Source organism: Cupriavidus sp. H19C3, assembly GCF_049393815.1.
Classification (GTDB): domain Bacteria; phylum Pseudomonadota; class Gammaproteobacteria; order Burkholderiales; family Burkholderiaceae; genus Cupriavidus.
Map to the genome: position 1 here is coordinate 743,072 of NZ_CP184985.1, position 23,261 is coordinate 766,332.

Annotated in this window: 16 protein-coding genes; 7 read left to right on the top strand and 9 right to left on the bottom strand. The window is 68.6% G+C overall.

Features of this window, described 5'->3' with window-relative positions:
- Positions 1 to 201 precede the first annotated feature (201 nt).
- From DFLDMN_RS03330 to DFLDMN_RS03365, 8 genes are all read right to left on the bottom strand, one after another.
- Entirely contained in the window at positions 202 to 2,298 is a 2,097-nt protein-coding gene (locus DFLDMN_RS03330; protein WP_423198296.1) for a TonB-dependent siderophore receptor, read from the bottom strand.
- A gap of 414 nt (positions 2,299 to 2,712) precedes the next feature.
- Entirely contained in the window at positions 2,713 to 4,881 is a 2,169-nt protein-coding gene (locus DFLDMN_RS03335; RefSeq protein WP_423197091.1) for a TonB-dependent siderophore receptor, read from the bottom strand.
- 357 nt (positions 4,882 to 5,238) lie between these two features.
- Positions 5,239 to 7,221 (bottom strand): response regulator, encoded by a 1,983-nt coding sequence (locus DFLDMN_RS03340; RefSeq protein WP_423197092.1) that lies wholly within the window; start codon positions 7,219 to 7,221, stop codon positions 5,239 to 5,241.
- Between the two features lie 15 nt (positions 7,222 to 7,236).
- Complete coding sequence (locus tag DFLDMN_RS03345) at positions 7,237 to 8,151, bottom strand: sensor histidine kinase (protein ID WP_423198297.1); 915 nt, start codon at positions 8,149 to 8,151, stop codon at positions 7,237 to 7,239.
- 73 nt (positions 8,152 to 8,224) lie between these two features.
- Positions 8,225 to 9,229: an anti-sigma regulatory factor gene (locus DFLDMN_RS03350; RefSeq protein ID WP_423197093.1), complete on the bottom strand. Its 1,005-nt coding sequence runs from the start codon at positions 9,227 to 9,229 to the stop codon at positions 8,225 to 8,227.
- A gap of 28 nt (positions 9,230 to 9,257) precedes the next feature.
- Positions 9,258 to 9,668 carry an ATP-binding protein gene (locus DFLDMN_RS03355; RefSeq protein ID WP_423197094.1) on the bottom strand — a complete coding sequence of 137 codons (411 nt, stop codon included), beginning with the start codon at positions 9,666 to 9,668 and terminating at the stop codon, positions 9,258 to 9,260.
- Positions 9,665 to 10,030: an STAS domain-containing protein gene (locus DFLDMN_RS03360; RefSeq protein WP_423197095.1), complete on the bottom strand. Its 366-nt coding sequence runs from the start codon at positions 10,028 to 10,030 to the stop codon at positions 9,665 to 9,667. Before DFLDMN_RS03360 ends, DFLDMN_RS03355 begins: the two co-directional genes overlap by 4 nt.
- Before the next feature lie 10 nt (positions 10,031 to 10,040).
- Entirely contained in the window at positions 10,041 to 10,895 is an 855-nt protein-coding gene (locus DFLDMN_RS03365) for an STAS domain-containing protein (RefSeq protein WP_423197096.1), read from the bottom strand.
- 306 nt (positions 10,896 to 11,201) lie between these two features.
- On the opposite strand from DFLDMN_RS03365, the gene DFLDMN_RS03370 reads away from it, so the two are divergent.
- The 5 genes from DFLDMN_RS03370 (at position 11,202) to DFLDMN_RS03390 (ending at position 18,743) form a co-directional block, all read left to right on the top strand.
- Complete coding sequence (locus tag DFLDMN_RS03370) at positions 11,202 to 12,362, top strand: ligase-associated DNA damage response exonuclease (protein WP_423197097.1); 1,161 nt, start codon at positions 11,202 to 11,204, stop codon at positions 12,360 to 12,362.
- Positions 12,359 to 14,032 carry an ATP-dependent DNA ligase gene (locus tag DFLDMN_RS03375; RefSeq protein WP_423197098.1) on the top strand — a complete coding sequence of 558 codons (1,674 nt, stop codon included), beginning with the start codon at positions 12,359 to 12,361 and terminating at the stop codon, positions 14,030 to 14,032. Before DFLDMN_RS03370 ends, DFLDMN_RS03375 begins: the two co-directional genes overlap by 4 nt.
- Entirely contained in the window at positions 14,029 to 16,743 is a 2,715-nt protein-coding gene (locus tag DFLDMN_RS03380) for a ligase-associated DNA damage response DEXH box helicase (RefSeq protein WP_423197099.1), read from the top strand. Before DFLDMN_RS03375 ends, DFLDMN_RS03380 begins: the two co-directional genes overlap by 4 nt.
- Positions 16,740 to 17,444, top strand: coding sequence for a ligase-associated DNA damage response endonuclease PdeM (pdeM, locus tag DFLDMN_RS03385; RefSeq protein WP_423197100.1), 705 nt, complete (start codon positions 16,740 to 16,742; stop codon positions 17,442 to 17,444). Before DFLDMN_RS03380 ends, pdeM begins: the two co-directional genes overlap by 4 nt.
- Before the next feature lie 264 nt (positions 17,445 to 17,708).
- The gene (locus tag DFLDMN_RS03390; protein ID WP_423198298.1) at positions 17,709 to 18,743 is read left to right on the top strand and encodes a flavodoxin family protein; all 1,035 of its coding nucleotides are present in this window, start codon (positions 17,709 to 17,711) and stop codon (positions 18,741 to 18,743) included.
- A 33-nt stretch (positions 18,744 to 18,776) separates the two neighbouring features.
- On the opposite strand, the gene DFLDMN_RS03395 is transcribed toward DFLDMN_RS03390, so the two are convergent.
- Positions 18,777 to 20,747: a PAS domain S-box protein gene (locus DFLDMN_RS03395; protein WP_423197101.1), complete on the bottom strand. Its 1,971-nt coding sequence runs from the start codon at positions 20,745 to 20,747 to the stop codon at positions 18,777 to 18,779.
- A gap of 282 nt (positions 20,748 to 21,029) precedes the next feature.
- On the opposite strand from DFLDMN_RS03395, the gene DFLDMN_RS03400 reads away from it, so the two are divergent.
- On the top strand, positions 21,030 to 22,130 hold the full coding sequence (locus DFLDMN_RS03400) for a Rieske 2Fe-2S domain-containing protein (RefSeq protein WP_423197102.1): 1,101 nt from the start codon (positions 21,030 to 21,032) through the stop codon (positions 22,128 to 22,130).
- Between the two features lie 170 nt (positions 22,131 to 22,300).
- Entirely contained in the window at positions 22,301 to 23,182 is an 882-nt protein-coding gene (locus DFLDMN_RS03405; protein ID WP_423198299.1) for an NAD(P)-dependent oxidoreductase, read from the top strand.
- Positions 23,183 to 23,261 lie beyond the last annotated feature (79 nt).

Genomic DNA, 23,261 nt, shown 5'->3' on the forward strand with positions numbered 1-23,261 from the left:
GCTACGGTCCGGGCCCGGTCGGCTACGGTCCTGACCCGGTCCGCCGCTCGTCAGCCACGGCGGCCGCGGCGGCGAACGCCTTCCCGCGCGGGGGCAACGGCGGCCCACCCATCGGCGGCCCACCCATCGGCGGCCCACCCATCGGCCGCCGGTGGCCGGCGCGCCGCGGTCCCGCCGCCCCGCCGTCTCCTCAGGACCCGCTCAGTACGAGATCTTCGCGCTGATGCTGAACGCGCGCGGATCGGCCGGCTGCATGAAGTCGGCGTACTGAAAGCCCCAGTAGCGCTTGTTGGTGAGGTTCGACAGCACCGCGCGCAGCGTCACGTCCTTGCCGCCGATACGCGTGTTGTAGGTCGCGCCGGCATTGAACACGGTGTAGCCGCCCAGCGTGATATCGCCGGCCGGACGCAGTTTGGTGGTGCTCGTGTACTTGCCGTCGACACCCACGCGCAGGCCCGGCACGAACGGGATGCGATAGCCCACGCCGCCTGCAAGCACGAGGTTCGGCGCGCCGGCCACGCGGTTGTCGTTGTTGGCGTTGCCGCGCGCATACCAGCTGTCGAGGTACATCGCGCTGCCGGTGAGATCCCATTGGCCGAGGCGGGCGTACGACTCGAGTTCCACGCCCTGGTAGATCTCCAGCCCGTCCTGCGCGAAGTAGTCGCCCTGGCGATACTGCGCGCCGCGCTCCAGGCGGAACAGCGCGGCGGTACCGGTCCATTTGCCCTGGTCGGTCTTGACGCCCAGTTCGTACTGCTTGCTGCGCACGGGGTTGAGCTGCTGGCCAAAGTTGACGAGGCTCGGATCGGTAACCTGCTGTCCGGGTTCGAGCGACTCGACATAGCTCGCGTACAGCATGGTGCTGGGCATCGGCTTGAACATCAGCGCGACGGTCGGCGAGAGCACGCCGCTCTTGCTGTACGTGCTGGTGGTGGTGCCGGCGCGATCGTAGTTGTTCTGCTCGAAGTTGGTATAGCGCAGGCCACCGAGGATCGACCAGCGCTCGGTCAGCTGCACCGTATCGGACACAAAGGCCGCCTTCTGCTCGATATCGCTCGCGCGGTAGTTGCTGAAGCCGCCTTGCGAGTAATACACGTTGGCATTCGGCTGGAACAGGTTGCCGGTGCCAAGCTGGAAGTATTTGTCGGTGCCGATGCTGTAGCGGTCGATCTGCTTCTGCCAGGACACGCCTGCCACCAGCTGGTGCGAGAGCGGGCCGGTGCGGAATTTGCCCTCGACCATCGCATTCCAGAAGCTGAACTGGTGCCCCTGGGTGCCGTCGTAGCGGAAATCGTCGTAGTTGCCGGCGGTATCGAGCAGCACGTACGAGGTCTCGTTACGGCTGCGCGACTGCTTGCTGAAGCTGTAGTTGGTGCTGACCGTCCAGTCGGAATTGAGGTTGTAGCGCAGACCGGTGGTGTACAGCTGGAGGTTGGTGTAGAGATGCTGGTCCGGTCCGGCATACACGCCGCCGCGACCGCTGACCACGCTTGGCAACTGCGTGCCGGCGGGCAACATGTACGTGGCGAAGGTCGGCGTCTGGCCCCAGGAGTTGCGGTCCTGGTAGATGCCGTCGAAGGTCCAGGTGAGGTCGCGTGTGATACGCGCGTCGAGACCGAGCGACACCGAATTGCGATTGACGCCGACGGCGTTGGAAGGCTTGCCTTCCTCGTGCGTGACATTGAGGCGGTAGCCGAACATGTCGTCGGGTCCGGCGCGGCCGCCTACGTCGACGTGTTCCCACCAGACGTGCCCGGTCCGGTAGCCGGCCTCGACGCTCGCCAGGAAGTGCTCGGGCGGCTTCTTGGTGACGTAGTTGATGGTGCCGCCCGGGGTGGCAAAGCCGTACATGAAGGCCGCCGAGCCCTTGAGCAGTTCCACCTGTTCCAGTTGCTCGTAGGGCAGCGTATTGCCATAGCCCACGTACGGCATGCCGTTGATCTTGAACGCGTTCTGCCAGTCCAGTTGCACGCCGCGCACGGTCAGGTAGGCGGTCCAGCTGCTGTTGGCGTTGCTGTTGTCCGAGACCGACGCGTTGAGCGCAAAGATGTCGCCGAGCTTGGTGACCTGGCGGTCGGCAAGGTTCTCGCCGCTGACGATGCTGGTCGAGAACGGCGTGTCGAGCTGCGAGCGCGACCCCAGGGCGCCGCTGCTGACCTTCTTTTCCAACTGCTGACCGCTCTCGTCGACCGCGGCCGCGCTCACCGTCACGGTAGGCAGCGCGGCCTCACCAGCGGGCGCCGCCGCTTGCTGCGCAAAGGCCGCGCCGCAGAGCGGGAAGCCGCCCACCACGACCATGCGGGCGAGGCGGGCGGCGGGCCGGATGCGCAGGTGCCGTGACCAGGCACGGTGCGGGTTGAGGCTGGCAAGCGGCGGGGAAGGCGGATGGGAAGGCGGATGGGAAGGCGGGCAGGAGGTCAGGCTCGATATCATTATGGTCGCTCGAAATAAGAACGTTAACGAGAACGATTCGCGTTACAAAAGCCGAATGATACCCAGCGAGTCACGTGAGCGTCAATAAAAACCGTGTGAATCTGTGGCGTTTATGCGATCGCTTGCAGGGATCCGCCGTCAACAGATGCGAAATGGTGCCGATCTGTCAGGCAGTCATCGCGCGGGCGGCGGGGCGAGGTCAGGCGGCGTGAGGGGCGCGGCCGGTGTCGTATATGGCCGCTCCCGGGACTGGGCGACGGTGCGGCCATCCGGCGCAGATCAATAGGCAATCCGCGCGCTCAGGCTGAACGCGCGCGGGTCGGCCGGCTGGATGTAGTCGGCGTACTGGAAGCCCCAGTAGCGCCTGTTGGCGAGATTGGAGAGCGCCGCGCGCAGCGTCACCTCCTTGCCGCCGATACGCGTGTGGTAGCTCGCGCCGGCATTGAACACGGCGTAGCCGCCCAGCGTGATATCCCCGGCCGGACGCAGTTTGGCGGTGCTCGTGTATTTGCCGTCCACGCCCACGCGCAGGCCCGGCACGAACGGGATGCGATAGCCGATGCCAGCCGCGAGCACGAGGTTCGGTGCGCCGGCTACGCGGTTGCCCTGATTGGCGTTGCCACGTGCATAGCGGCTGTCGAGGTACATCGCGCTGCCGGTGAGATCCCATTGACCGAAGCGCGTGAACGACTCGAATTCCACGCCCTGGTAGATTTCCAGACCGTCCTGCGCCATGTAGTCGCCCTGGCGGTATTGCGCACTGCGTTCCAGGCGGAACAGCGCGGCCGTGCCGGTCCATTTGTCACGCTCGGTCTTGACGCCAACCTCGTACTGCTTGCTGCGCACGGGGTCGAGTTGCTGCCCATAGTTGGCGAGGCGCCGGTCGGAAACCAGCTGGCCCGGTTCGAGCGATTCGACGTAACTCGCGTACAGCATGGTGCCAGGCAGCGGCTGGTACATCAGCGCGGCGGTCGGCGACAGCACGCCACGCTTGCTGTAAGTGCTGGCGATCGCGCCCGTCGCCGCGTAACGGGTCTGCTCGAAGTTGGTGTAGCGCAGGCCGCCAAGGATCGACCAGCGTTCCGTCAGTTGCACGGTGTCGGAGACGAACGCCGCCTTCTGGTCGACATCGCGCACCCGCTTGAGGCGATAGCCGCCCTCCGAGAAGTAGACATTGGTATTGGGCCGGAACAGGTTGCCGGTGCCGAGCTGGAAGTATTTGTCGGTACCGCTGCTCCATGCGTTGCGCTGGTGCTGCCACGAGATGCCGGCCACGAGCGCGTGGGCAAGCGGGCCGGTGTGGAAACGGCCCTGCGCCATCGCGTCCCAGTACGCGTACCGGTTGGCCTGTGGGCCGTCATAGCGGAAATCGTCGTAGTTGCCGGCGCGGTCGCGCAGCACATAGATCCCTTCATTGCGATTGCGCGCCTGTTTGCTGAACGCATAGCGTGTGCTGAGGACCCAGTCGGGGTTCAACTGGTAGCGCAGGCCAGTGGTGTAAAGCTGCAGGTTGGTATAGAGGTGCTGGTCCGGCCCCGCAAAGACGCCGCCGCGGCCGCTGACCTCGCCCGGCAGCGCGCCGCCGGTCAGACGGTAGGTCGCGAACGAAGGTGTCTGCCCCCAGACGTCGCGATCCTGATAAAGCCCGTCGAAGCTCCAGGTGAGGTCGCGCGAGAGGCGCGCGTCCAATGCCAGCGACACCGAGTTGCGATGGATACCGACCGCATTGGATGGCTTGCCTTCCTCGTGCGTGAGATTGAGCCGGTAGCCAAGCATGTCGTCGGGACCGGCGCGGCCGCCCACGTCGGCATGCTGCCACCAGATATGCGCGGTCCGGTAGCCGGCTTCCACGCTGGCCAGAAAGCGGCCGGGCGGCTTGCGCGTGACGTAGTTCACCACGCCGCCCGGCGTGCCGAAGCCGTACATGAAGGCGGCCGAGCCCTTGAGCAGTTCCACCTGCGCGAGTTGTTCGTACGGCAGCGTGTTGCCCATCGCCATGAACGGCATGCCGTCGATCTTGTAGGCGTTGCCGCGGTCGAGCTGCACGCCGCGCACGGTCAGGTAGGACGCCCAGCTGCCGTAGGCGTTGCTGTTGTCGGTGACGGCCGCGTCGAGCGCGAAGACACCGCCAAGGCTGACCACCTGGCGATCGGCAAGATTCTCGCCGCCGACGATGGTGGTCGAGAACGGCGTATCGCGCTGCGTGCGCGCGCCGAGCGCGCCGTTGCTGAACGGCATGTCGAGCTGCTGGCCGCGCTCGGCCTCGGCGAGTTCCGCCAGTGAGCCGCTGGCATTGACGGTTACGGCGGGCAGGGTGGACGTGGCGGGAACTACCGGCGCATCGGGTTGGGCCGCGGCCGCGCCGGCGCCGAGGGCAAAGCCGTGCAGGACGAGCGCCCGCGCCAGCCATGCCAGCGGGCGAGTGCGGAAAGGCCGGAAGACGCCCATCGCGGGGGCAATGAGGGCGAAGGGGGCGAAGGGAGCACGGCGCGCGCAGCGCAGGTGGGCCAGGAAGGGCTGACGGAAGGACCGACGGAAAGACCGACGGAAAGGCCAACGGGGCCGACGGAAAGTCATGGTCTGGATGCCTCACAGGGCGAATTCTCTCGCTAACGCGTGTTTGCTAACGAGAATTATTCGCGTTTGAAAGAGGCGAATACTGCCGATCCAGACCGATCAGCGAAACCGAAATTCTACGAATTCGTTACGGCAACTTCGGCGAAGTGCACGCGAAAAATCATCAATCGCTCGGAAGCGTCCGAGTTTGATTCAGACGCTTCCCGGGCCGCTTTTCACTCCCGCGGGCTACGGCTTCTCCTCCGGCGCGCTCCGCGACAGTGTCGCCTCGATCGCGCCAAGCAGTTCCTGCAGCCGCAGCGGCTTGCCGCAGACCGCGTCGAAACCAGACTCCAGGGCCGCGCGCCGGTCCTGCTGCCGGGTGAAGGCCGTCAGCGCGATAGCCGGTACGCGCCCCAGCGATTCGAGTGCTTCGCGGATGCGGATATCGCGGATCAGGTCGTTGCCGTCGCGGCCCGGCAAGCCGATATCGCTGATCAGCAGATCGGGAGTCGCCGCCGACATCGCTGCCAGTGCCGCGTCGCAATCGCGGGCGGTGCGCACGCGCGCGCCATAGCTGCCGAGGATGGTGGAAAGCGCGGCGGCTGCGTCGGCATCGTCCTCTACCACGAGGATATCGAGCGCGTCGAGAGGAACGGTCTGCGCGGCGACCGCGGGCTCGCTGCGCACGGGATGGGCTTCGGGCGTCTCGCCCACGGGTACCGTGACCTCGAAGGTCGAGCCCTGGTTTTCGCCACCGCTGACCGCGTGCACGGTGCCGCCGTGCATCTCCGCGAGATGCTTGACGATGGCGAGGCCGAGCCCGAGCCCGCCATGCTTGCGCCGGTTGGTATCGTCGCTCTGCGTGAAGCGGTCGAACAGCAACGGCAGGAATTCGGGCGAAATGCCGCGGCCCTGGTCGATCACGGACACGTGCAGGGCGTCTGCGTCGGAGCGTGCCACCACGCGCACGTCGCCCCCGTCGGGCGAGAACTTGATGGCATTGGACAGCAGGTTCCACAGGATCTGCTGAAAGCGTGCCGGATCGATCCAGACACGCTCGATCAGGTCGGGTGCAAGATCGACGTGGAGCCCGATGTGGCGCTCGCGCGCCGACGCTTCCATGCTTTCGATCGCGCTGCGGATGGCGTCGGCCGGATTGGCCAGCTCGCGCTCCAGTTTCATCTTGCCGACGTTGAGCATCGACACATCGACGAGGTCCGCCACCAGGCGGCGCTGGATGGCGATATTGCGTTCCACCGCCGCGAGGCCGCGCCGGCCTTCGTCGGAGTCGATATGCCGGCTCAGCACGTGCGTCCATACCGAGATCACGTTGAGCGGATTGCGCAGTTCGTGCGACAGGATCGCGATGAAATCGTCCTTCATGCGGTTGAGGCGTTCCACGGCGGCGCGCGCGGCCTGTTCTCGCTCGATCAGCTGCTCGCGCTGCCGCTCGAGCATGACGCGGTCGGTGATATTGGAGGCCACCGCCACCTTGACCGCGGTTTGCAGCACCGCCGAGATGCTCCATTCGAAATAAATCGGCGCGCCGTCGCTGGCGATCAGCGGAAACGAGCCTTGCCAGCCTTGCACGGCGCCGCGGCCGGTGGCGGCGACCACGCGTTCGCGCCACTCGCGCGGCGCGAATGCGGCCACCGGCTGGCCGACCAGCGCCTCCGGCACGCGCCGCAGCAGCGTCTGCATGGCAGGATTGATATCGACGAAGCGGCCGTCGAGGTCGATGGTGCAGATGCCGCCGATGGCCTGGTGATAGATCGCGCGGAAACGCGCTTCCGACTCGCGCAGCGAGCGCTCGGCGGCGCTGGCGCGCAACAGCGAGGAAATGGTCGCCACCAGCACCGCGGGCTCGGCCGGGTGGATCAGGTAGGCGCTGGCGCCGGCATCGAGCCCGCGCACCTTGTCGTAGTCGTGCACGTAGGTGGCGGACAGATGGACCACGGGCACGGTGGCGGTCTCGGGCTGGTCGCGCAGGATGCGGCAGACCTGGAAACCGTCGATATCGGGCAGGTTGACGTCGAGCACGATCGCCGAGACGTCGACATCCGCGCGCTGCAGGGCCTCCTGACCGCTTTCGGCCTCCAGCGTGCGATAGCCGGCCGCGGCCAGCACGCGCACGGTGGCATAGCGCGTGACGGGGTTGTCGTCGACCACCATGACCAGCGGCGGCGTGTCGAACGGCGGAATCAGATGCGAATACGGCTCATTGTCCATGGACCATCCCTCGTATCATGCGCTCGCTCCCTTGCCCGGGTCGCCGTCAGAGACATCGGCCGCCGCCAATGCTACCGGCACCGTCACGTAAAAGCGCGAGCCGACGCCGACCTCACTCTCGAAACCGACGCTGCCCCCGAGCAGCTCGGCCAGGCGCTTGCTCAGCGCCAACCCGAGGCCGGAGCCGCGATGGCGGCGCTGCAGCGGCGAATCGATCTGGACGAAGTCCTGGAACACCGCCGCGTGGGACTCGGCGGGAATGCCGATGCCGGTGTCGCGCACCGAGAACGTAATGGTGGCCGGCGCGCTGTCCCGCGAGGCATGGTCGGCGGACGACACGTGCGCCGATACGCGGACTTCGCCGCTGGGCGTGAACTTGAGCGCGTTGGAGATGAAGTTGCGCAGGATATGCGACAGCTTGCGGTCGTCGCTGAAGAGCTTGGGCACCCCATGCGGTGCCTCAAAGATCAGCGACACTTCCGGATTGGTCAGCACGGGCTTGAACATGCCGCGCAGCGCATCGAACAGTGCCACCATGTCGAACCACGCCGGAGAGACATCGACACGCCCGGCCTCGAGCCGTGCCAGGTCGAGCAGGTCATTGACCATGTCGGCAAACTCGGCGGCGGTATCGCGCACAAAGCCCACCTGGCGCTCCTGCTCCGGCGTGAGCGGGCCGTCCACACGATCGATCAGCAGCCGCGTGATGCTCTGGATGGACACGATGGGCGTACGGAATTCGTGGCTCATATACGCCAGGAAACGGCTCTTGAGCTCCGTGGCCTGCCTGAGCTGCTCGGCCTGCATGTCGAGTTCGGAGTAGAGCGCGAGCACGCCGCGATTGGTCTCTTCGAGTTCGGCGCGCAGGGCCACGAGCTCCTCGGTGCGTGCCCGCAGCGCGGCCTGCAGCGTCGCCACGTCGTCCGCCATGGCGGGAGACCGGCCGGCGTTCCGATCGGCCTGGCCAGACGGCGGGGTGGTATCGGGTTCGTATGCGGCCATGTCAGGTCTCCGCGCGGCGGATCACGACCACGGTCGCGTCGTCGCGGCCGCGGCAAAACTTCCAGATCACGAACGCGGCCACCAGGGCCGGGTCGCGTTGCAGCAGGGTGCCGTCGTCGAGTTGCCAGCGCGACTGCACGCCGTCGGAAAAAAGCAGCAGCAGGGCATGCGCGGGCCATGCCACTTCCTGCTCCTGCACCGTGCGCAGTTGCACGCCGGCCGTGCCATGCTGGGTCAGCAGCGTGCGGTCCTCCACGCCGGACAGGATACGCCCAATCACGTTGCCCGCGCCCGCATAGCGGATCCGGCCGGCGCGCGCGTCGAGCCGGGCCGCGGCCAGCGCCGCGCCACGGGTGCCGCGCAGGGCCGCGTGGGCAAGTTCCAGAAACCGTCCCGCGCCGGGCGGGCGGGGGACGTCGAAGGCCGTCAGCGCGGCATCGGCGGCCGCGGCGGCGTCGGGGCCATGGCCAAGGCCGTCCACGACCATCACCTCGGCGACAGCGTCGCCGTTGGCATCCGTATCGATGCGCACGGCCCAGCCGTCGCCGCTGACCCGCTCGCCGGGCGCCGCCAGGCAGACCGCGCCGACCGCAAAGCCGGCCAGCCGGCGAGGCAGGTCGGTGCCGTCGCGCTCGCGATGGAAGCGCGCGAGCACCAGCGTGCCGCCGCCAGGCTGCGAATGGATGTCGAAGTCATCGGCCATGCGGCGGATCGCGCCAAGCCCCTGGCCGGCACTGCCGGCGGTGGAATAGCCGTCGCGCAGGCAGGTCTGGATGTCGCTCATGCCGGGTCCCTGGTCCATCGAGATCAGTTCGATGGCCACGTTGTCCCCGACCGCGCGCGTGCCGATCAGCAGGCGGCCGCCGACGGCATGGCGCAGCAGGTTGTTGCCGAGCTCGTTGACGACCACGGCGATGCGGCCCGACTGGATCGCATCGAAGCCCAGGCGGGTGGCCATGTCGGCCGCCAGCCGACGCGCCTCGCCGACCCGGCTCGGATCGCCCATGGGGATGGCAAGGTGGGGACCGTAGGTGCTATTTCCACCGCGTGATGCTGACACAGGTGCCCTCGCCGACATTGGTACGGATGGCGAATTCGTTCACCAGTCGCTTGCTGCCCGATAATCCCATGCCAAGGCCGCCGCCGGTGGTCCAGCCATCGGTCAGCGCCTGTTCGACATCCGGAATGCCGGGGCCGTTATCCTCGAAATGCAGCCGCAGGCCCTTGCGAACCGCGTCACCGATGACTTCCCAGCGCATTTCGCCGCCCAGGCCATAGACCACGGTATTGCGGGCCAGCTCGCTGGCCGCCGTGATCATCTTGGTCTGCTCGACCAGCGAGAACTTGAGGCCGATGCTGAGCGTACGCACGATCGCGCGCGCCTGGACGATATCGCGCTCGTCGCGCAAGGGGGTGCTGCCGGTGAGGGCGAGTTCGCCGCTCATGTCATCTGGTCCCGCACGGTTTCCAGCATCGCCATGCCGCGCTCCACGTTGAGGGCGGTGCGGACACCGGTGAGGGACAGGCCAAGCTCGACCAGCGTAATGGCCACCGCGGGCTGGATCCCGACCACCACGGTCTCCGCGCCGAGAATGCGCGCAATGCCCGAGATGCTCACCAGCATGCGGCCGATAAACGAATCGACCAGTTCGAGCGCGGACACGTCGATCAGCACGCCACGCGCGCCGGTCTTCTCGATCCGGGTGGCGAGGTCTTCCTGCAGTTGCAGGGCGGTCTGGTCCTGCATGTCGATCTGGATCGTGACCAGCAGGAACTGGCCCATGCGGAGGATCGGAATGCGTTCCATGGCGGGGGGCTCAGACGGTCCGGCGCGTGACCATATGCCCGGTCTTGCGCATGGCCTCGGCCAGCGCGTCGGCCAGCGTCGCGCGGGTCTGGATGCCCTGCAGGTCGATGCCCAGGTGCACGATGGTCTGGGCAATCTGCGGGCGGATGCCGCTGACGATGCTTTCCGCGCCCATCAGGCGGATCGCCGTGACGGTTTTCATCAGGTGCTGGGCGACCAGCGTGTCGACGGTGGGCACGCCGGTGATATCGATGATCGCGAGTTCCGAGCCGGTCTCGACCAGGCGCTCGAGCAGCGTCTCCATCACGATCTGGGCGCGGCTGCTGTCGAGCGTGCCGATCACCGGCACCGCCAGCACACCTTCCCACAGCTTGATCACCGGTGTCGACAGCTCCAGCAGCTCGTGTTGCTGGCGCGCGATGATGTCCTCGCGCGACTTCTGGTAGGTCGACATGGTCCATTGCGCCATGCGGTCGACGATCGAGGATGCCGCCCACAGCACCTCGATCTGGCGGTCCACTTCGCCCCGATGGCGCTGCAGGCCATCGAAGATCGGCCGTTTGAGCGCCAGCACGAAGGCGCTGGTGACATCCGCGGTCTCGCCCTGGGCGGCGCGCGAGGCCGACAGTTGCGCCAGCGCGTGCCGGACTGGCGTCCACTGGTTGCCGGATTCGAAGCTGCTGGCATCGCCATCGGCGTGCACGGCTGCCGCCAGGCCGCGCAGCAGTTCGGTCTGTTCGGCCGCGAGACGCTGGCTGATGCCGCGACCGCCGGCATTGGCATGGTATTCGGCGGTCCAGCCGCGGACGATGGTGTCCTCATCGTCGCGGAGCAGATCGGCGAGACGCTGGTTTTCTTGGCGCATGAGAGTGGCTCGTTTGGGAATGGCAGGGCCGGTGAGCGGGCAGCAATGCGGCACCAGGCGGGATGGATGGGGCAATGCGCGGGCGCGAGGTCCCACACAAAGCGCCAAGGTATTCTAGGAGAGATTGATAGCTCACACTATCGGCGTCCGGCTGATTGACGGCCCAACGCATTCCGGGGTAGTGATTCGCGTTTGCACGTCCCCAAAGGGCGCTGTGGGACGGCGCCGACAGCCGAAGGGGACATCGGCGGCTGGCGCCGGCGGGCTGCTTCGGGACGACAATGTGGCATGGAACCGGACAAGCCCATGGAGAGCAACGACCTGGTGGTGGCGCGGCCCGAGGGCCTGTATTGCCCGCCCGGAGATTTCTATATCGACCCGTGGCGGCCAGTGGCGCGCGCGGTGATTACCCATGCGCATGCGGATCACGCCCGCTTTGGCCACGGCCGGTACCTCTGCGCCGAGCCCGGCCGTGGCGTGCTGCTGGCGCGGCTGCCCGGTATCGCGCTCGATACGCTGCCGTATGGCGAGGCCATTACGCACCACGGCGTCAGGCTGAGCCTGCATCCGGCCGGACACGTGCTGGGCTCGGCGCAGGTGCGCCTGGAGCATGGCGGCCGGGTGTGGGTGGCATCGGGCGACTACAAGGTCGAGGACGACGGCACCTGCGCGCCCTTCGAACCGGTGCGCTGCGATACCTTTATTACGGAAAGCACGTTCGGCCTGCCGATCTATCGCTGGCCCTCGCAGGCCGCGCTGATGGCGGAGATCTTTGCGTGGTGGCAGCTCAATGCCGCGGCCGGGCGTGCCAGCGTGCTGTATGCCTATGCCTTTGGCAAGGCGCAGCGCATCCTGTCTGGCCTGGCGCGGCATGCCGGCGCGGCCCTCGCGCTGCCCGGGCCGATCGTGGTGCATGGTGCGCTCCATGCGCTCAACCAGGCCTATCGCGACGCGGGGGTAACGCTGCCCCCGGTGCAGGCCGCGGGCGAGCTGCCGGCGCGCAGTCCGCTGCTGCGGCGCGCGCTGGTGCTGGCGCCGCCATCGGCGCAGCGGTCGACCTGGCTGCGCCGCTTTGGCGAGGCGTCGGACGCGTTTGCCAGCGGCTGGATGCAGCTGCGCGGCACGCGGCGCCGCCGTGGCGTCGATCGCGGCTTTGCGCTGTCCGATCACGCGGACTGGCCGGGCCTGCTGTCGGCGATCTCGGCGACCGGCGCCGAGCGCGTGATCGTCACGCATGGCAATGTGCCCGTGATGGTGCGTTATCTCTCGGAGGAAGGCTGGCGGGCGCAGGCATTCGATACCGAATATGGCGACGAGGCGGACGAGGGTGAGTCGCGGCAAGGCCCGGCCGAGGCGGACGGCACAAAGGCCGAGCACGATGCCGCCACTGGCGGGGACGCCGCCGCTCGGGTCCACCTCGCCGACCCGCGGGCCGACGCTCCATCCGCGCGGGAGATCGCTCCATGAAGGCCTTCGCCGATCTCTATGCCGCGCTCGACAGCACCACATCGAGCAACGCCAAACTGGCCGCGCTGGTGGCATACCTGCGCGGCGCGCCGCCGCAGGACGCCGCCTGGGCGGTCTATTTTCTTGCCGGCGGCAAGCCGCGCCAGATCGTGCCGGTGGCGCTGCTGCGCGACCTGGCCCGGCAGGCTGCCGGCCTGCCGCCGTGGTTGTTCGAAGAGAGCTACCAGGCCGTGGGCGATCTTGCCGAAACCATTGCGCTGCTGCTGCCCGATCCGGCGCAGACCGATACGGCCGGGCTGGCGGAATGGGTCGAGACGCGCCTGCTGCCGCTGCGCGGCCTGCCGCCCGAGGTGCTGGCCGGCCGGCTCGACGCCTTGTGGCGGCCGCTCGATGCCAATGGCCGGCTGGTCCTGTTCAAGCTGATTACCGGCAGTTTTCGCGTGGGCGTCTCGCGCCTGCTGGTCACCCGTGCCCTGGGCGAAGTCGCCGGTATCGACCCCAAGCGCGTGGCCGAGCGCATGGTGGGCTATACCGACCTGTCCGCGCGCCCGGACGCGGCGCACTACCTGGCGCTGGTCGCCGCCGACGACGAGCCCGGCAACGCGCGCAGGCGCAGCGGACAGCCGTATCCGTTCTTCCTGGCCCATCCGCTGCAGGTGCCGGTCGAGGCGTTCGACGACGTGCTGGGCGCACCGGAGCGCTGGCAGGTGGAGTGGAAATGGGACGGCATCCGCGCCCAGCTGGTGCGCCGCGATGGCGGTACCTGGCTATGGTCGCGCGGCGAGGACCTGATTACCGAGCGCTTTCCGGAGCTGACCGCAGCCGCGGCGCAATTGCCCGACGGCACCGTGCTCGATGGCGAGATCGTGATCTGGAAGGACCGGCGCGTGCAGCCGTTTGCGCTCCTGCAGCAGCGCATCGGCCGCAAGACGCTGGGGCCGAAGCTGCTGCGCGATGCGCCTGCCATCCTGATGGCCTATGACCTGCTCGAGTGGCAGGGCGAGGACTGGCGCGCGCGTCCGCAGGCCGAGCGGCGCGCGCAGCTGGAACGGGTGGTGGCGGACGCGGTGCACCCCGCGCTGGAACTGAGCCCATGCGTGGCGGCGGACAACTGGCCGCACTACGCAACGCTGCGCGAGGCTTCGCGCGACCTCGGCGTGGAGGGCTTCATGCTCAAGGCCGCCGACGCCGCCTACGGCGCCGGCCGCACGCGCGATGTCGGCATCTGGTGGAAATGGAAGATCGATCCGTACGCGGTGGATGCGGTCCTGATCTATGCGCAGCGCGGTCACGGCCGCCGCGCGAGCCTCTACACCGATTTCACCTTTGCGGTATGGAATGCGCCGCCGGGCACCCCGGGGCGCGCACTGGTGCCGTTTGCCAAGGCCTATTCCGGGCTCACCGACGAGGAGATGCGCGCGGTCGACGCGATCGTGCGACGGACCACGGTGGAGAAGTTCGGGCCGGTGCGCAGCGTGGAGCCGACCCAGGTGTTCGAGCTCGGCTTCGAGGGGATTGCCCGCAGCAGCCGCCACAAGAGCGGGATCGCGGTGCGTTTTCCGCGCATGCTGCGCTGGCGTACCGACAAGCCGATCGAGGAGGCCGACACGCTGGCTACGCTGGAGGGCATGCTGCCGACGCCGGGTGCGGCGGGCGAGGATGCGGCATGAAGGCGCCCCCGAGGTCGACCGGGAATTCGCCCACCGGGTCCTCGCTAGCGCCGCAGGCCGCGGCAGCGTCCCCGGCCACGCCGCTGGCCGAGCGGCTCGATGCGCTGTTCGACGCGCGCGGCTGGCAGCCGTTTCCGTTTCAGCGCGAGGTCTGGGACGCGATGGCGGCCGGCTGCAGCGGACTGGTCCATGCCACCACGGGTACCGGCAAGACCTACGCCGCGTGGCTCGGCGCTTTGCGTGCGTTCGCGGCCCCAATGCCGCGTGGCACGCAGCCGCCCCCGCTGACGGTGCTGTGGCTCACGCCGATGCGCGCGCTGGCCGCCGACACCACGCGCGCGCTGCAGGCGCCGCTGGCCGAACTGGGTATCGACTGGACCGTGGCGCTACGTACCGGCGACACCGGCAGCAGCGAACGTGCCGCACAGGCGCGCCGCTTGCCGACCGCGCTGGTGACCACGCCGGAGAGCCTGTCGCTGCTGCTGACGCGTGCCGATGCGCGCGAGGTGCTCGGCCGCGTACGGCTGGTGGTGGTCGACGAATGGCATGAGCTGATCGGCAACAAGCGCGGCGTGCAGGTCCAGCTGGCGCTGGCCCGGCTGCATCGCTGGCAGCCCGCATTGTGCGTGTGGGGCCTGTCGGCGACGCTGGGCAACGTGCAGCATGCGAGCGATGTGCTGCTGTCCGGCGTGCCGCCGTCGCAGCGCGTCAGCGTGCGGGGCCACCAGCCCAAGTCGCTGGTGATCGACACCTTGCTGCCGGACCGCGCGAGCCGCTTTCCATGGGCTGGCCACCTGGGCCTGTCGATGCTGCCGCATGTGGTGCGCGAGCTCGAGGAGAGCGGCACCACGCTGGTATTCCTCAACACACGCTCGCAGGCCGAGCTCTGGTATCAGGCCTTGCTGGATGCGCGCCCGGACTGGGCCGGCCAGATCGCGCTGCATCACGGTTCGCTCGATCGCGCCGTACGGGAGTGGGTCGAGGCCAACCTCAAGAATGGCGCATTGCGCGCGGTGGTGTGCACGTCGAGTCTCGACCTCGGGGTGGACTTCCTGCCGGTCGAGCGCGTGCTGCAGGTGGGCTCGCCCAAGGGCGTGGCGCGCCTGCTGCAACGGGCGGGTCGATCGGGCCACGCGCCGGGCCGCACGTCGCGCGCGACCGTGGTACCCACCCACAGCCTGGAACTGGTCGAGGCCGTGGCCGCGCGCCATGCGGTGGCCGCGGGCCGCATCGAGGCGCGCGAATCGCCGGACAAGCCGCTCGACGTCCTGGTGCAGCATCTGGTGACGGTTGCGCTCGGCGGGGGCTTCCGCGCCGAGGCGCTGCTGCAGGAGGTGCGCACGGCCTGGGCGTATCGCGACCTGACCGACGACGAATGGCAGTGGTGCCTGGATTTCGTGCAGCAGGGCGGCAAGACCCTGTCCGCCTATCCCGACTATCGGCGCGCCACGCCCGATGCGGACGGCGTCTGGCGCGTGCCGGACGCACGGCTGGCGCGGCGGCACCGCATGAGCGTGGGTACCATCGTCAGCGACGCCACCATGCAGGTCCGCTACTGGACCCGCGCCGGCACGGGCGGCGCCTCGCTCGGCAGCGTCGAGGAGGGTTTCATCGCCCGGCTGACGCCGGGCGACTGCTTCCTGTTCGGCGGCCGCCTGCTCGAACTGGTCCGCGTGCAGGAGATGACGGCCTACGTACGGCGCGCGAGCGGCCGGCGCCCGGTGGTACCGCGCTGGAACGGCGGCAAGATGCCGCTTTCCACCGAGCTGGCGGCGACCATGCTGGACGTGCTCGCCGCCGTGGCTGCCGGCGGCGCCGACGCGACGCTCGATCTGCGCCATGCGCCCGAGCTGCCGCTGATCGAGCCGATCGTGGCGCTGCAGGCGCGCTGGTCGGCCTTGCCGTCGCGCCATGCACTGCTGGCGGAGACGCTGCATTCGCGCGAGGGCTGGCACCTGTTCCTGTATCCGTTCGCGGGCCGCTCGGTGCATCTGGGTCTGGGCAGCCTGCTGGCCTGGCGTTTCGGGCAGAAGGCGCCGGCCACGTTCTCGGTGGCGGTGAACGACTACGGGCTCGAACTGCTGACGCCGGCACCGTTCGACTGGGAGCGCTGGCTGCCCGTGGTGCTGGCCGAGGAGACCGCGCGCGACCTGGCCGCCGATGTGCTGGGCAGCCTGAATGCCGGCGAGCTGTCGCTGCGGCGCTTCCGCGAGATCGCGCGCGTGGCGGGGCTGGTCTTCCAGGGCTATCCGGGTGAGGTACGCAGCGCGCGCCAGTTGCAGGCATCGTCGAGCCTGTTCTACGAAGTGTTTCGCCAGCACGATCCCGACAACCTGCTGCTCGGCCAGGCCGAGCGCGAGGTGCTGATGCAGGAACTGGACGCCCACCGTCTGAGCGTCACGCTGAAGCGGCTGGCGGCGCTGCCGCTCGACCTGCGCGTGCTGCGCCGGCCGTCGCCGTTCGCGTTCCCGCTCGTGGTGGAATTCCTGCGCGAGAAGCTGACCACCGAGAAGCTCGCCGACCGTATCGCGCGCATGCTGGCTGAACTCGAGCAGGCCGCCGGGCCGGCGCCCGACTATGCCGGACCGATGCACGATGCGCCGCGCGTGGCGGCGCTCGCGCGTTTTGGCATGAGCGACCACGCGGGACCGGCGGGGCCGCGCAAGCCGCGCCGTGCCCGCAAGCCCTCCAGACCGTTGCCACGGCTATGAGCGAGGCCCTGACCGCGATTGGTGCGAACCCCGTGCGCGTGGCCGCAGAAACGCTCTGGCTGCTGCCCGAGCACGCCATCTGGTGGCCGGGGGGCGCCATGCTGATGGTGGCCGACGCCCATATCGGCAAGGCCGCGGCATTTCGCGCGCTGGGCCAGCCGGTGCCACCCGGCACCACGGCCGACAACCTGGCGCGGCTCCATGCGCTGGCCATGCGCCACCCGGCGCGCGAACTGGTGTTCCTCGGCGATTTCCTGCACGCGCGCGCGGCGCGTACGGCGGCGGTACTGCTGGCCCTGCACGACTGGCGGCGGGCGTTGCCGGCCGGGCTGCGCGTCACGCTCGTGCGCGGCAATCACGACCTCCATGCCGGCGATCCGCCACCGGAGCTGCGTATCGACGTGGTGACCGAGCCGCTGGTAGCGGGACCGTTTGCGCTATGCCACACCCCGGTCGATGGCCGCATGGCATCGCCGGCGGGCTATGTGCTTGCGGGCCATCTGCATCCCGCGTACGCGTTGCGCGGGGCGGGCGCGGATGCGGTGCGGCTGCCGTGCTTCCTGTTCGGGCCGCATGGGGCGATCCTGCCCGCATTCGGCGCCTTTACCGGTCATGCGACGGTGCGGCCAGGATCGGACGAGCGCGTGTTCGTGGTGGGCGACGGGCGCGTGTGGCCCGTGACGCCGCGCGGCCGCCGCTGAGTAAAAGCTACACGCAGGCCCGCCTGGCGCCCGGTAAGAATTGCGCGGAATACGCGCGCCTCCGCGGCGGCGCAACGCCAGGTGCGCTGGCGCCCATCTTGCAAGGGAGCAAGCCCGATATGACAAGACTGCCCCATGCCCGGTAAAGATCAGCGTGGCGCCGGGATGCCCGGCGCGCAACCGTCCGCCATGCCGGCGTCCGGCCGCCAGCCACAGGGACTCGAGCCCGCGCAGGACGTACGCAAAGGCCAGATCACGGCCAGGATGTCGCGCGACGCGTTTCGCCAGCGCTTCCTCGCGCGCTTCCAGGACCCGGCGTTCGAGGCGGAGGCGCCGGCGCTCGACCGTCTCGAAGCCATCGCCTGGGACGCGTACTGCGACAGCCGCAAGGCGCCCGTGACGGCCAAGGCGGGCGCGGGTGCGGCCGATCCGGATTACGACGTATCGGTCGAATGGCTCGCGGCGCGCGACGCCGTGCAGGCCGCCCAGCGGCGCCAGCAGGATCCGGCCTCGCCCTCGCGCGTGTTGCTGGTGGTGGCGGCGGCGCGCAACGACTTTACCTGTCCCGGCGAGATGTCCAAATCCTGGCGCCTGGCCGAGCGCGCGCGCCGCCGGCTCGAAGACGAGGGCATGACGGTGGACCTGCTCGACCTGAGCCACCTGACCTCCGATCCCGATCGCCATATCCACCCGTGCAAGGGCTGCGTATCGACCGCGATGCCGCTCTGCCACTGGCCGTGCAGCTGTTATCCGAACCATGCGCTGGGCCAGGTCAACGACTGGATGAACGATATCTATCCGCGATGGGCCGCGTGCCATGGCGTGATGATCGTCACGCCGGTCTACTGGTACCAGGTCACCAGCCCGCTCAAGCTGATGATGGACCGGCTGGTCTGCGCCGACGGGGGCAACCCCGATCCCAGCAGCACGCATGGCAAGACCGTGACCGAGGCCAAGGCGCTGGAGCTGAACGGCTGGGATTATCCCAGGCACCTGGCGGGACGCGTCTACGGCGTGGCGGTGCATGGCGATGTGGCCGGCATCGAGGGCGTGCGCCGCGCGCTGTCCGACTGGCTCGGCTGGATGGGACTGATCGATGCCGGCCAGCAGAGCCAGCTCGACCGCTTTATCGGCTACTACGAGCCGTATGCCACCAGCCATCGCACGCTGGATGCGGACACCGCGGTCCAGCAGGAGGTGGAGAACGTGGCCGCCGCGGTCGCCCGGGCGGTGCGGCTGCGCCGCGCCGGCAAGCTGCCCGCGCCAGGCGCCGACCTCCACGCGCCGCGCCGCAAGTAAGGCCGGGGCGTCGTGCGCATGTGCGCCGCGGCGTCAGTTGCCCGCGAAACCAAACCCGGCAATGGTTGCCAGCAGCTTGTCGAGATCGACCGGCTTGACCAGGTGCGCGTGGAAGCCGGCATCATGGGTCTGCTGCCGGTCGGACGCCTGGCCGAAGCCGGTCAGCGCGATATAGCAGGTCTGGGCCAGCGCCGGCATGCCGCGCAAGGTGTGGATCACCGCAAAGCCGTCCATGCCCGGCATGGCGAGGTCGATCAGCGCCACGTCGGGGCGCGTGCGCGCGGCGGCGTGAATCGATTCCATGCCGTCGTAGGCCACCGCCACTTCATGGCCGGACATCTCGAGCAGCATGGCCATGCTGTCGGCGGCATCGCGGTTGTCGTCCACCAGCAGCACACGCAGGGGCCGGGTCCGCGGCACGGAGCCAGGGGCGGGGTCGGCCGCGGCCGCCGACTCGGGCCGGCTGGCCAGCGGCAGCCGCACCGTGAAGGTGCTGCCAAGGCCGGCGCCCTCGCTCATCGCGGAGATCGAACCGCCATGCATTTCCACCAGCGAGCGGCTCAGCGACAGGCCGATGCCAAGCCCGCCCTGCGCGCTGCTGCCGGGGCGGTCCTCCTGCACGAACAGGTTGAAGATCTCGTCGAGCGCCGTGGGCGCGATGCCGCGGCCGCGGTCGATGATATGAATCACGAGCGTATGCCCCTGTACGTAGGTGGAAATGACGACCGGCGCGCCGGGTGGCGAGAACTTGGAGGCATTGAGCAGCAGGTTCTGCATGACCTGCGCGAGGCGGGTCTTGTCGACGAACAACGGCATGGTGCCGCGTTCGGCGTCGAACGAGACGGTCTGGTGCTTCGACTCGAGCGCGGGCTGGGCGGCCTCGATGCCGAGCGTGATCACGTCGACCGCATCGATGAGCTCGCGGCGCAGTTCGATCTTGCCGGCGGCAATACGTCCCACATCGAGCAGGTCGTCCACCAGCCGCGACAGATGGGTCACCTGGCGTTCGATCAGGCCGAGACCCTTGTCGGTGGCGGCCTGGTCGCCCGGAAGCAGACGCATGGCCGTCAGCGCATTGCGCACCGGTGCCAGCGGATTGCGCAACTCGTGCGAGAGCGTGGCGAGGAATTCATTCATGCGCCGGCCGGAACGTTCCAGTTCCTCGAGTCGCTTGCGCTCGCTCATGTCGCGCGTGACCTTGGCGAACCCGTGCAGCTGCCGGCGCTCGTCGTAGACCGCGGTGAGCGTCACGTTGGCCCAGAACAGCGAGCCGTTCTTGCGCACGCGCCAGCCTTCGTCCTCCACGCGGCCGCTCTGGCGCGCGGCTTCCAGGATCTGCGCGGGCTTGCCCGCGGCGACGTCGTCGGGCGGATAGAACAGCGAGAAATTGCGGCCGATGATTTCGTCGCGCCGATAGCCCTTGATATAGGACGCGCCGGCGTTCCAGCTCATCACGTGGCCCTGGGGGTCGAGCATGCAGATCGCGTAGTCCTTCACGCTTTCCACCAGCAGGCGGAAGGTTTCCTCGCTCTGGCGCAAGGCCTCGGCGGCACGGCGCTGCTCGGTCATGTCGCGCGTGACCTTGCCAAAGCCGATCAGCCGGCCGTCGAGGTCGCGCAGCGCGGTAATCACGACGTTGGCCCAGAAACGGCTGCCGTCCTTGCGCACGCGCCAGCCCTCGTCCTCGAAGCGGCCCAGATCGGCGGCCGCGCGCAACTCCGTGCCGGGCCAGTCGCGCGCCTTGGCTTCCTCGGTATAGAAGCGCGAAAAATGGCTGCCGAGGATTTCCTCGCGCCGGTAGCCCTTGATGCGGGCTGCGCCGGCGTTCCAGCTGGTGACATGCCCGGTGGCATCCAGGGTGAAGATGGCGTAGTCGCTGATGGTATCGACCAGCGTGCGGAAGCGGTCGGCGGCATTGACTTCCGCCTGGGCAGGGGCCTGGCGAGCGGCCGGGGTGCCTGGTTCGGTCGCGGGTGGCGTAGCGGGGGGAGCAGGGCGGGACATGGTCTGGCGCACGTGCGGATATGTCGCAAGGATACTCGCCTTGGCCCCCCTGGCGCGCGTTTCGGGTGCGCCGGTCGGGCCCGATGGTCGCCGGCGCATGAGAAGGCACCGCCCCGGACGCTGCCTGTTGTTTTTCTGTTTGCCCGATCTTTGTTCGGGTTTGCCCGACCCCGCGCGCTTCAAGTAGACTCCAAGGCAGTCAGCTACTGGCGCCGGCCCGGCCAAATCAACCGTAAAGAACAATCGTCGCAGGCATTTTTTTGACGCAAGGAGACGTGCCGCATGTATGCAGAGACTTTGCTTGACAACCCCACCATCGAGACGCCAGCCGATCCGGTCGAGCGCGATCTGCGCCGCGTGCCGATTCACCCCGATCACTGGTATCCGCTGGCGTGGTCGCGCGAGGTCGGCAAGGGCAAGGCCCATGGTGTGCAATTCGCCGGCGAGCCGATCGTGCTCGTGCGCACCGAGACTGGCAAGGTATTCGCGCTGGAGGACCGTTGCGCGCACCGGCAGGTACCGCTGCACGCCGGGGTGGTGGACGGCGAATCGCTACGTTGCTGCTATCACGGCTGGACCTATGATTGCACCGGCCGCTGCGTCGACGTGCCGTACCTCGGCAAGGAGCGCCTGCCCAACGGCGTGCGCGCCTACCCGTGCCGCGAACACGCCGGCATGATTTTCGTATTTCCCGGCGATCCCGCGCTGGCGGACACCCGCCCGCTGCCGGCCCTGGCCTCGGTGTCCGACCCGCAGTACAAGACGCGCCGCTTTGGCCGCGAGGTCAAGTGCCACTACTCGTTCATGCACGAGAACCTGATGGACATGAACCACCAGTTCCTGCATCGCCGCCAGATGGGCCGCATGCGCGCGCGCTCGCTGGGGCGCCGCCGCGGCGAGGGCTTCGTCGAGGTCGACTACACGTTCACGCGCGAGGAGGGCAAGCAGCCGCTCGGCGAGTCGGTGGTGTTCGGCGGCGGCAAGAAGAACGAGAGCGGTACCAACGAGAAAGACGTGATGACCGTGCGCACGGGCTATCCGTACCAGACGCTGCAGATCCGTACCGCGAGCGGCACCCTGGTGATGGACCTGTGGATCGTGTACGTGCCGCTGGACAGCGCGCAGCGCACCAACCGCACGTTTGGCATGCTGTCGATCCGCCGGCCCAAGCTCGGCTTTGCGCTCGATCTTGGCTGGCCGCTGCTGGTCTGGTTTACCGAACGGATCTTCCAGGAGGACCGCTGGATCGTAGAACGCGAGCAGGAGGCGCACGACAGGCAGGGCGCCGACTGGAACCATGAGGTATTTCCGGTCATCCGCGAACTGCGCGAGCTGCTGCGCGAGAACGGCGGGCGGACGGTCATTCCGATCTACAAGGCGTAGGCCCCGTAGCACCGCCACCGCCGTAGTGCTGCCGTAGTGCTGCCGTCGTCCTGCCGTGGTCCTGCCGTGCGGCCGCACGGCAGACGGTCCGGACCACAGGGCAGATACTGCCCTGCAGGCTTCACCGAGTTGACGGATACTCCGACCTTTCCGATCTTCGACGTGGAGTCATCAACATGCAAGTCGCATTCATCGGTCTGGGTACCATGGGCGCCGCCATGGCGGCCAATCTCGTCAAGGCCGGCCACCAGGTGCGTGGCTGGAACCGCTCGCCGGAGCCGGTCGCCACGCTGGCCGCGGCCGGCGGCGTCGCGGCGGCCAGCGCGGTGGATGCCGCGCGCGGCGCCGAAGTGCTGATCACGATGCTGGCCGACGATCAGGCCACGCGCGCGGTGGTCGATGCGCAGGTGCTCGGCGCGCTCGCGCAGGGCGCGATCCATGTCAACATGGCCACGGTGTCGCTAGCCTTCACCCAGGAAATGGTGGCGCTGCATGCCGCGCACGGCGTGGGCTACCTGGCGGCGCCGGTGCTTGGCCGCGTCAACGTGGCGCGCGAAGGCAAACTGCAGATCGTGGCGGCGGGCGACGCGGCGCTGCTCGACCGGGTGCAGCCGCTCTTCGATGTGATGGGGCAGAAGACCTGGCGCTTCGGCGACCGGCCCGAGCAGGCTGCGGTGGTCAAGCTCGGCGTCAACTTCATGATTGCCGGCGCCATCGAGGCGATGGGCGAAGCGAGCGCGCTGGCCCAGAGCCAGGGGGTGGCAAAGACCGACTTCATCGACATGGTCACCTCCACGCTGTTCGCGGTGCCGGTCTACCGCGGCTATGGCATGGCGCTGGCGAGCGGTCAGTTCGAGCCGCCCGGCTTCAAGCTGTCGCTCGGCTACAAGGACGTGCGCCTGGCGCTGGAAGCGGCCGGGGCCGGCGCGGTCCCGATGCCGTTTGCCAGCTTGCTGCGCGATAACCTGCTCGACAGCCTGGCGCACGGCGAGGGCAACCAGGACCTCGCGGCGCTGGGCAAGGTGGCCGCCCGCCGCGCCAATCAGGGCTGAGCGCGCCGTGGCGGCCATGCGCGGGCGCGCTGTGCCGGGCGCGCTGAACCCGCCGCTCGGAAGGCGCGCCGCGCTCAGA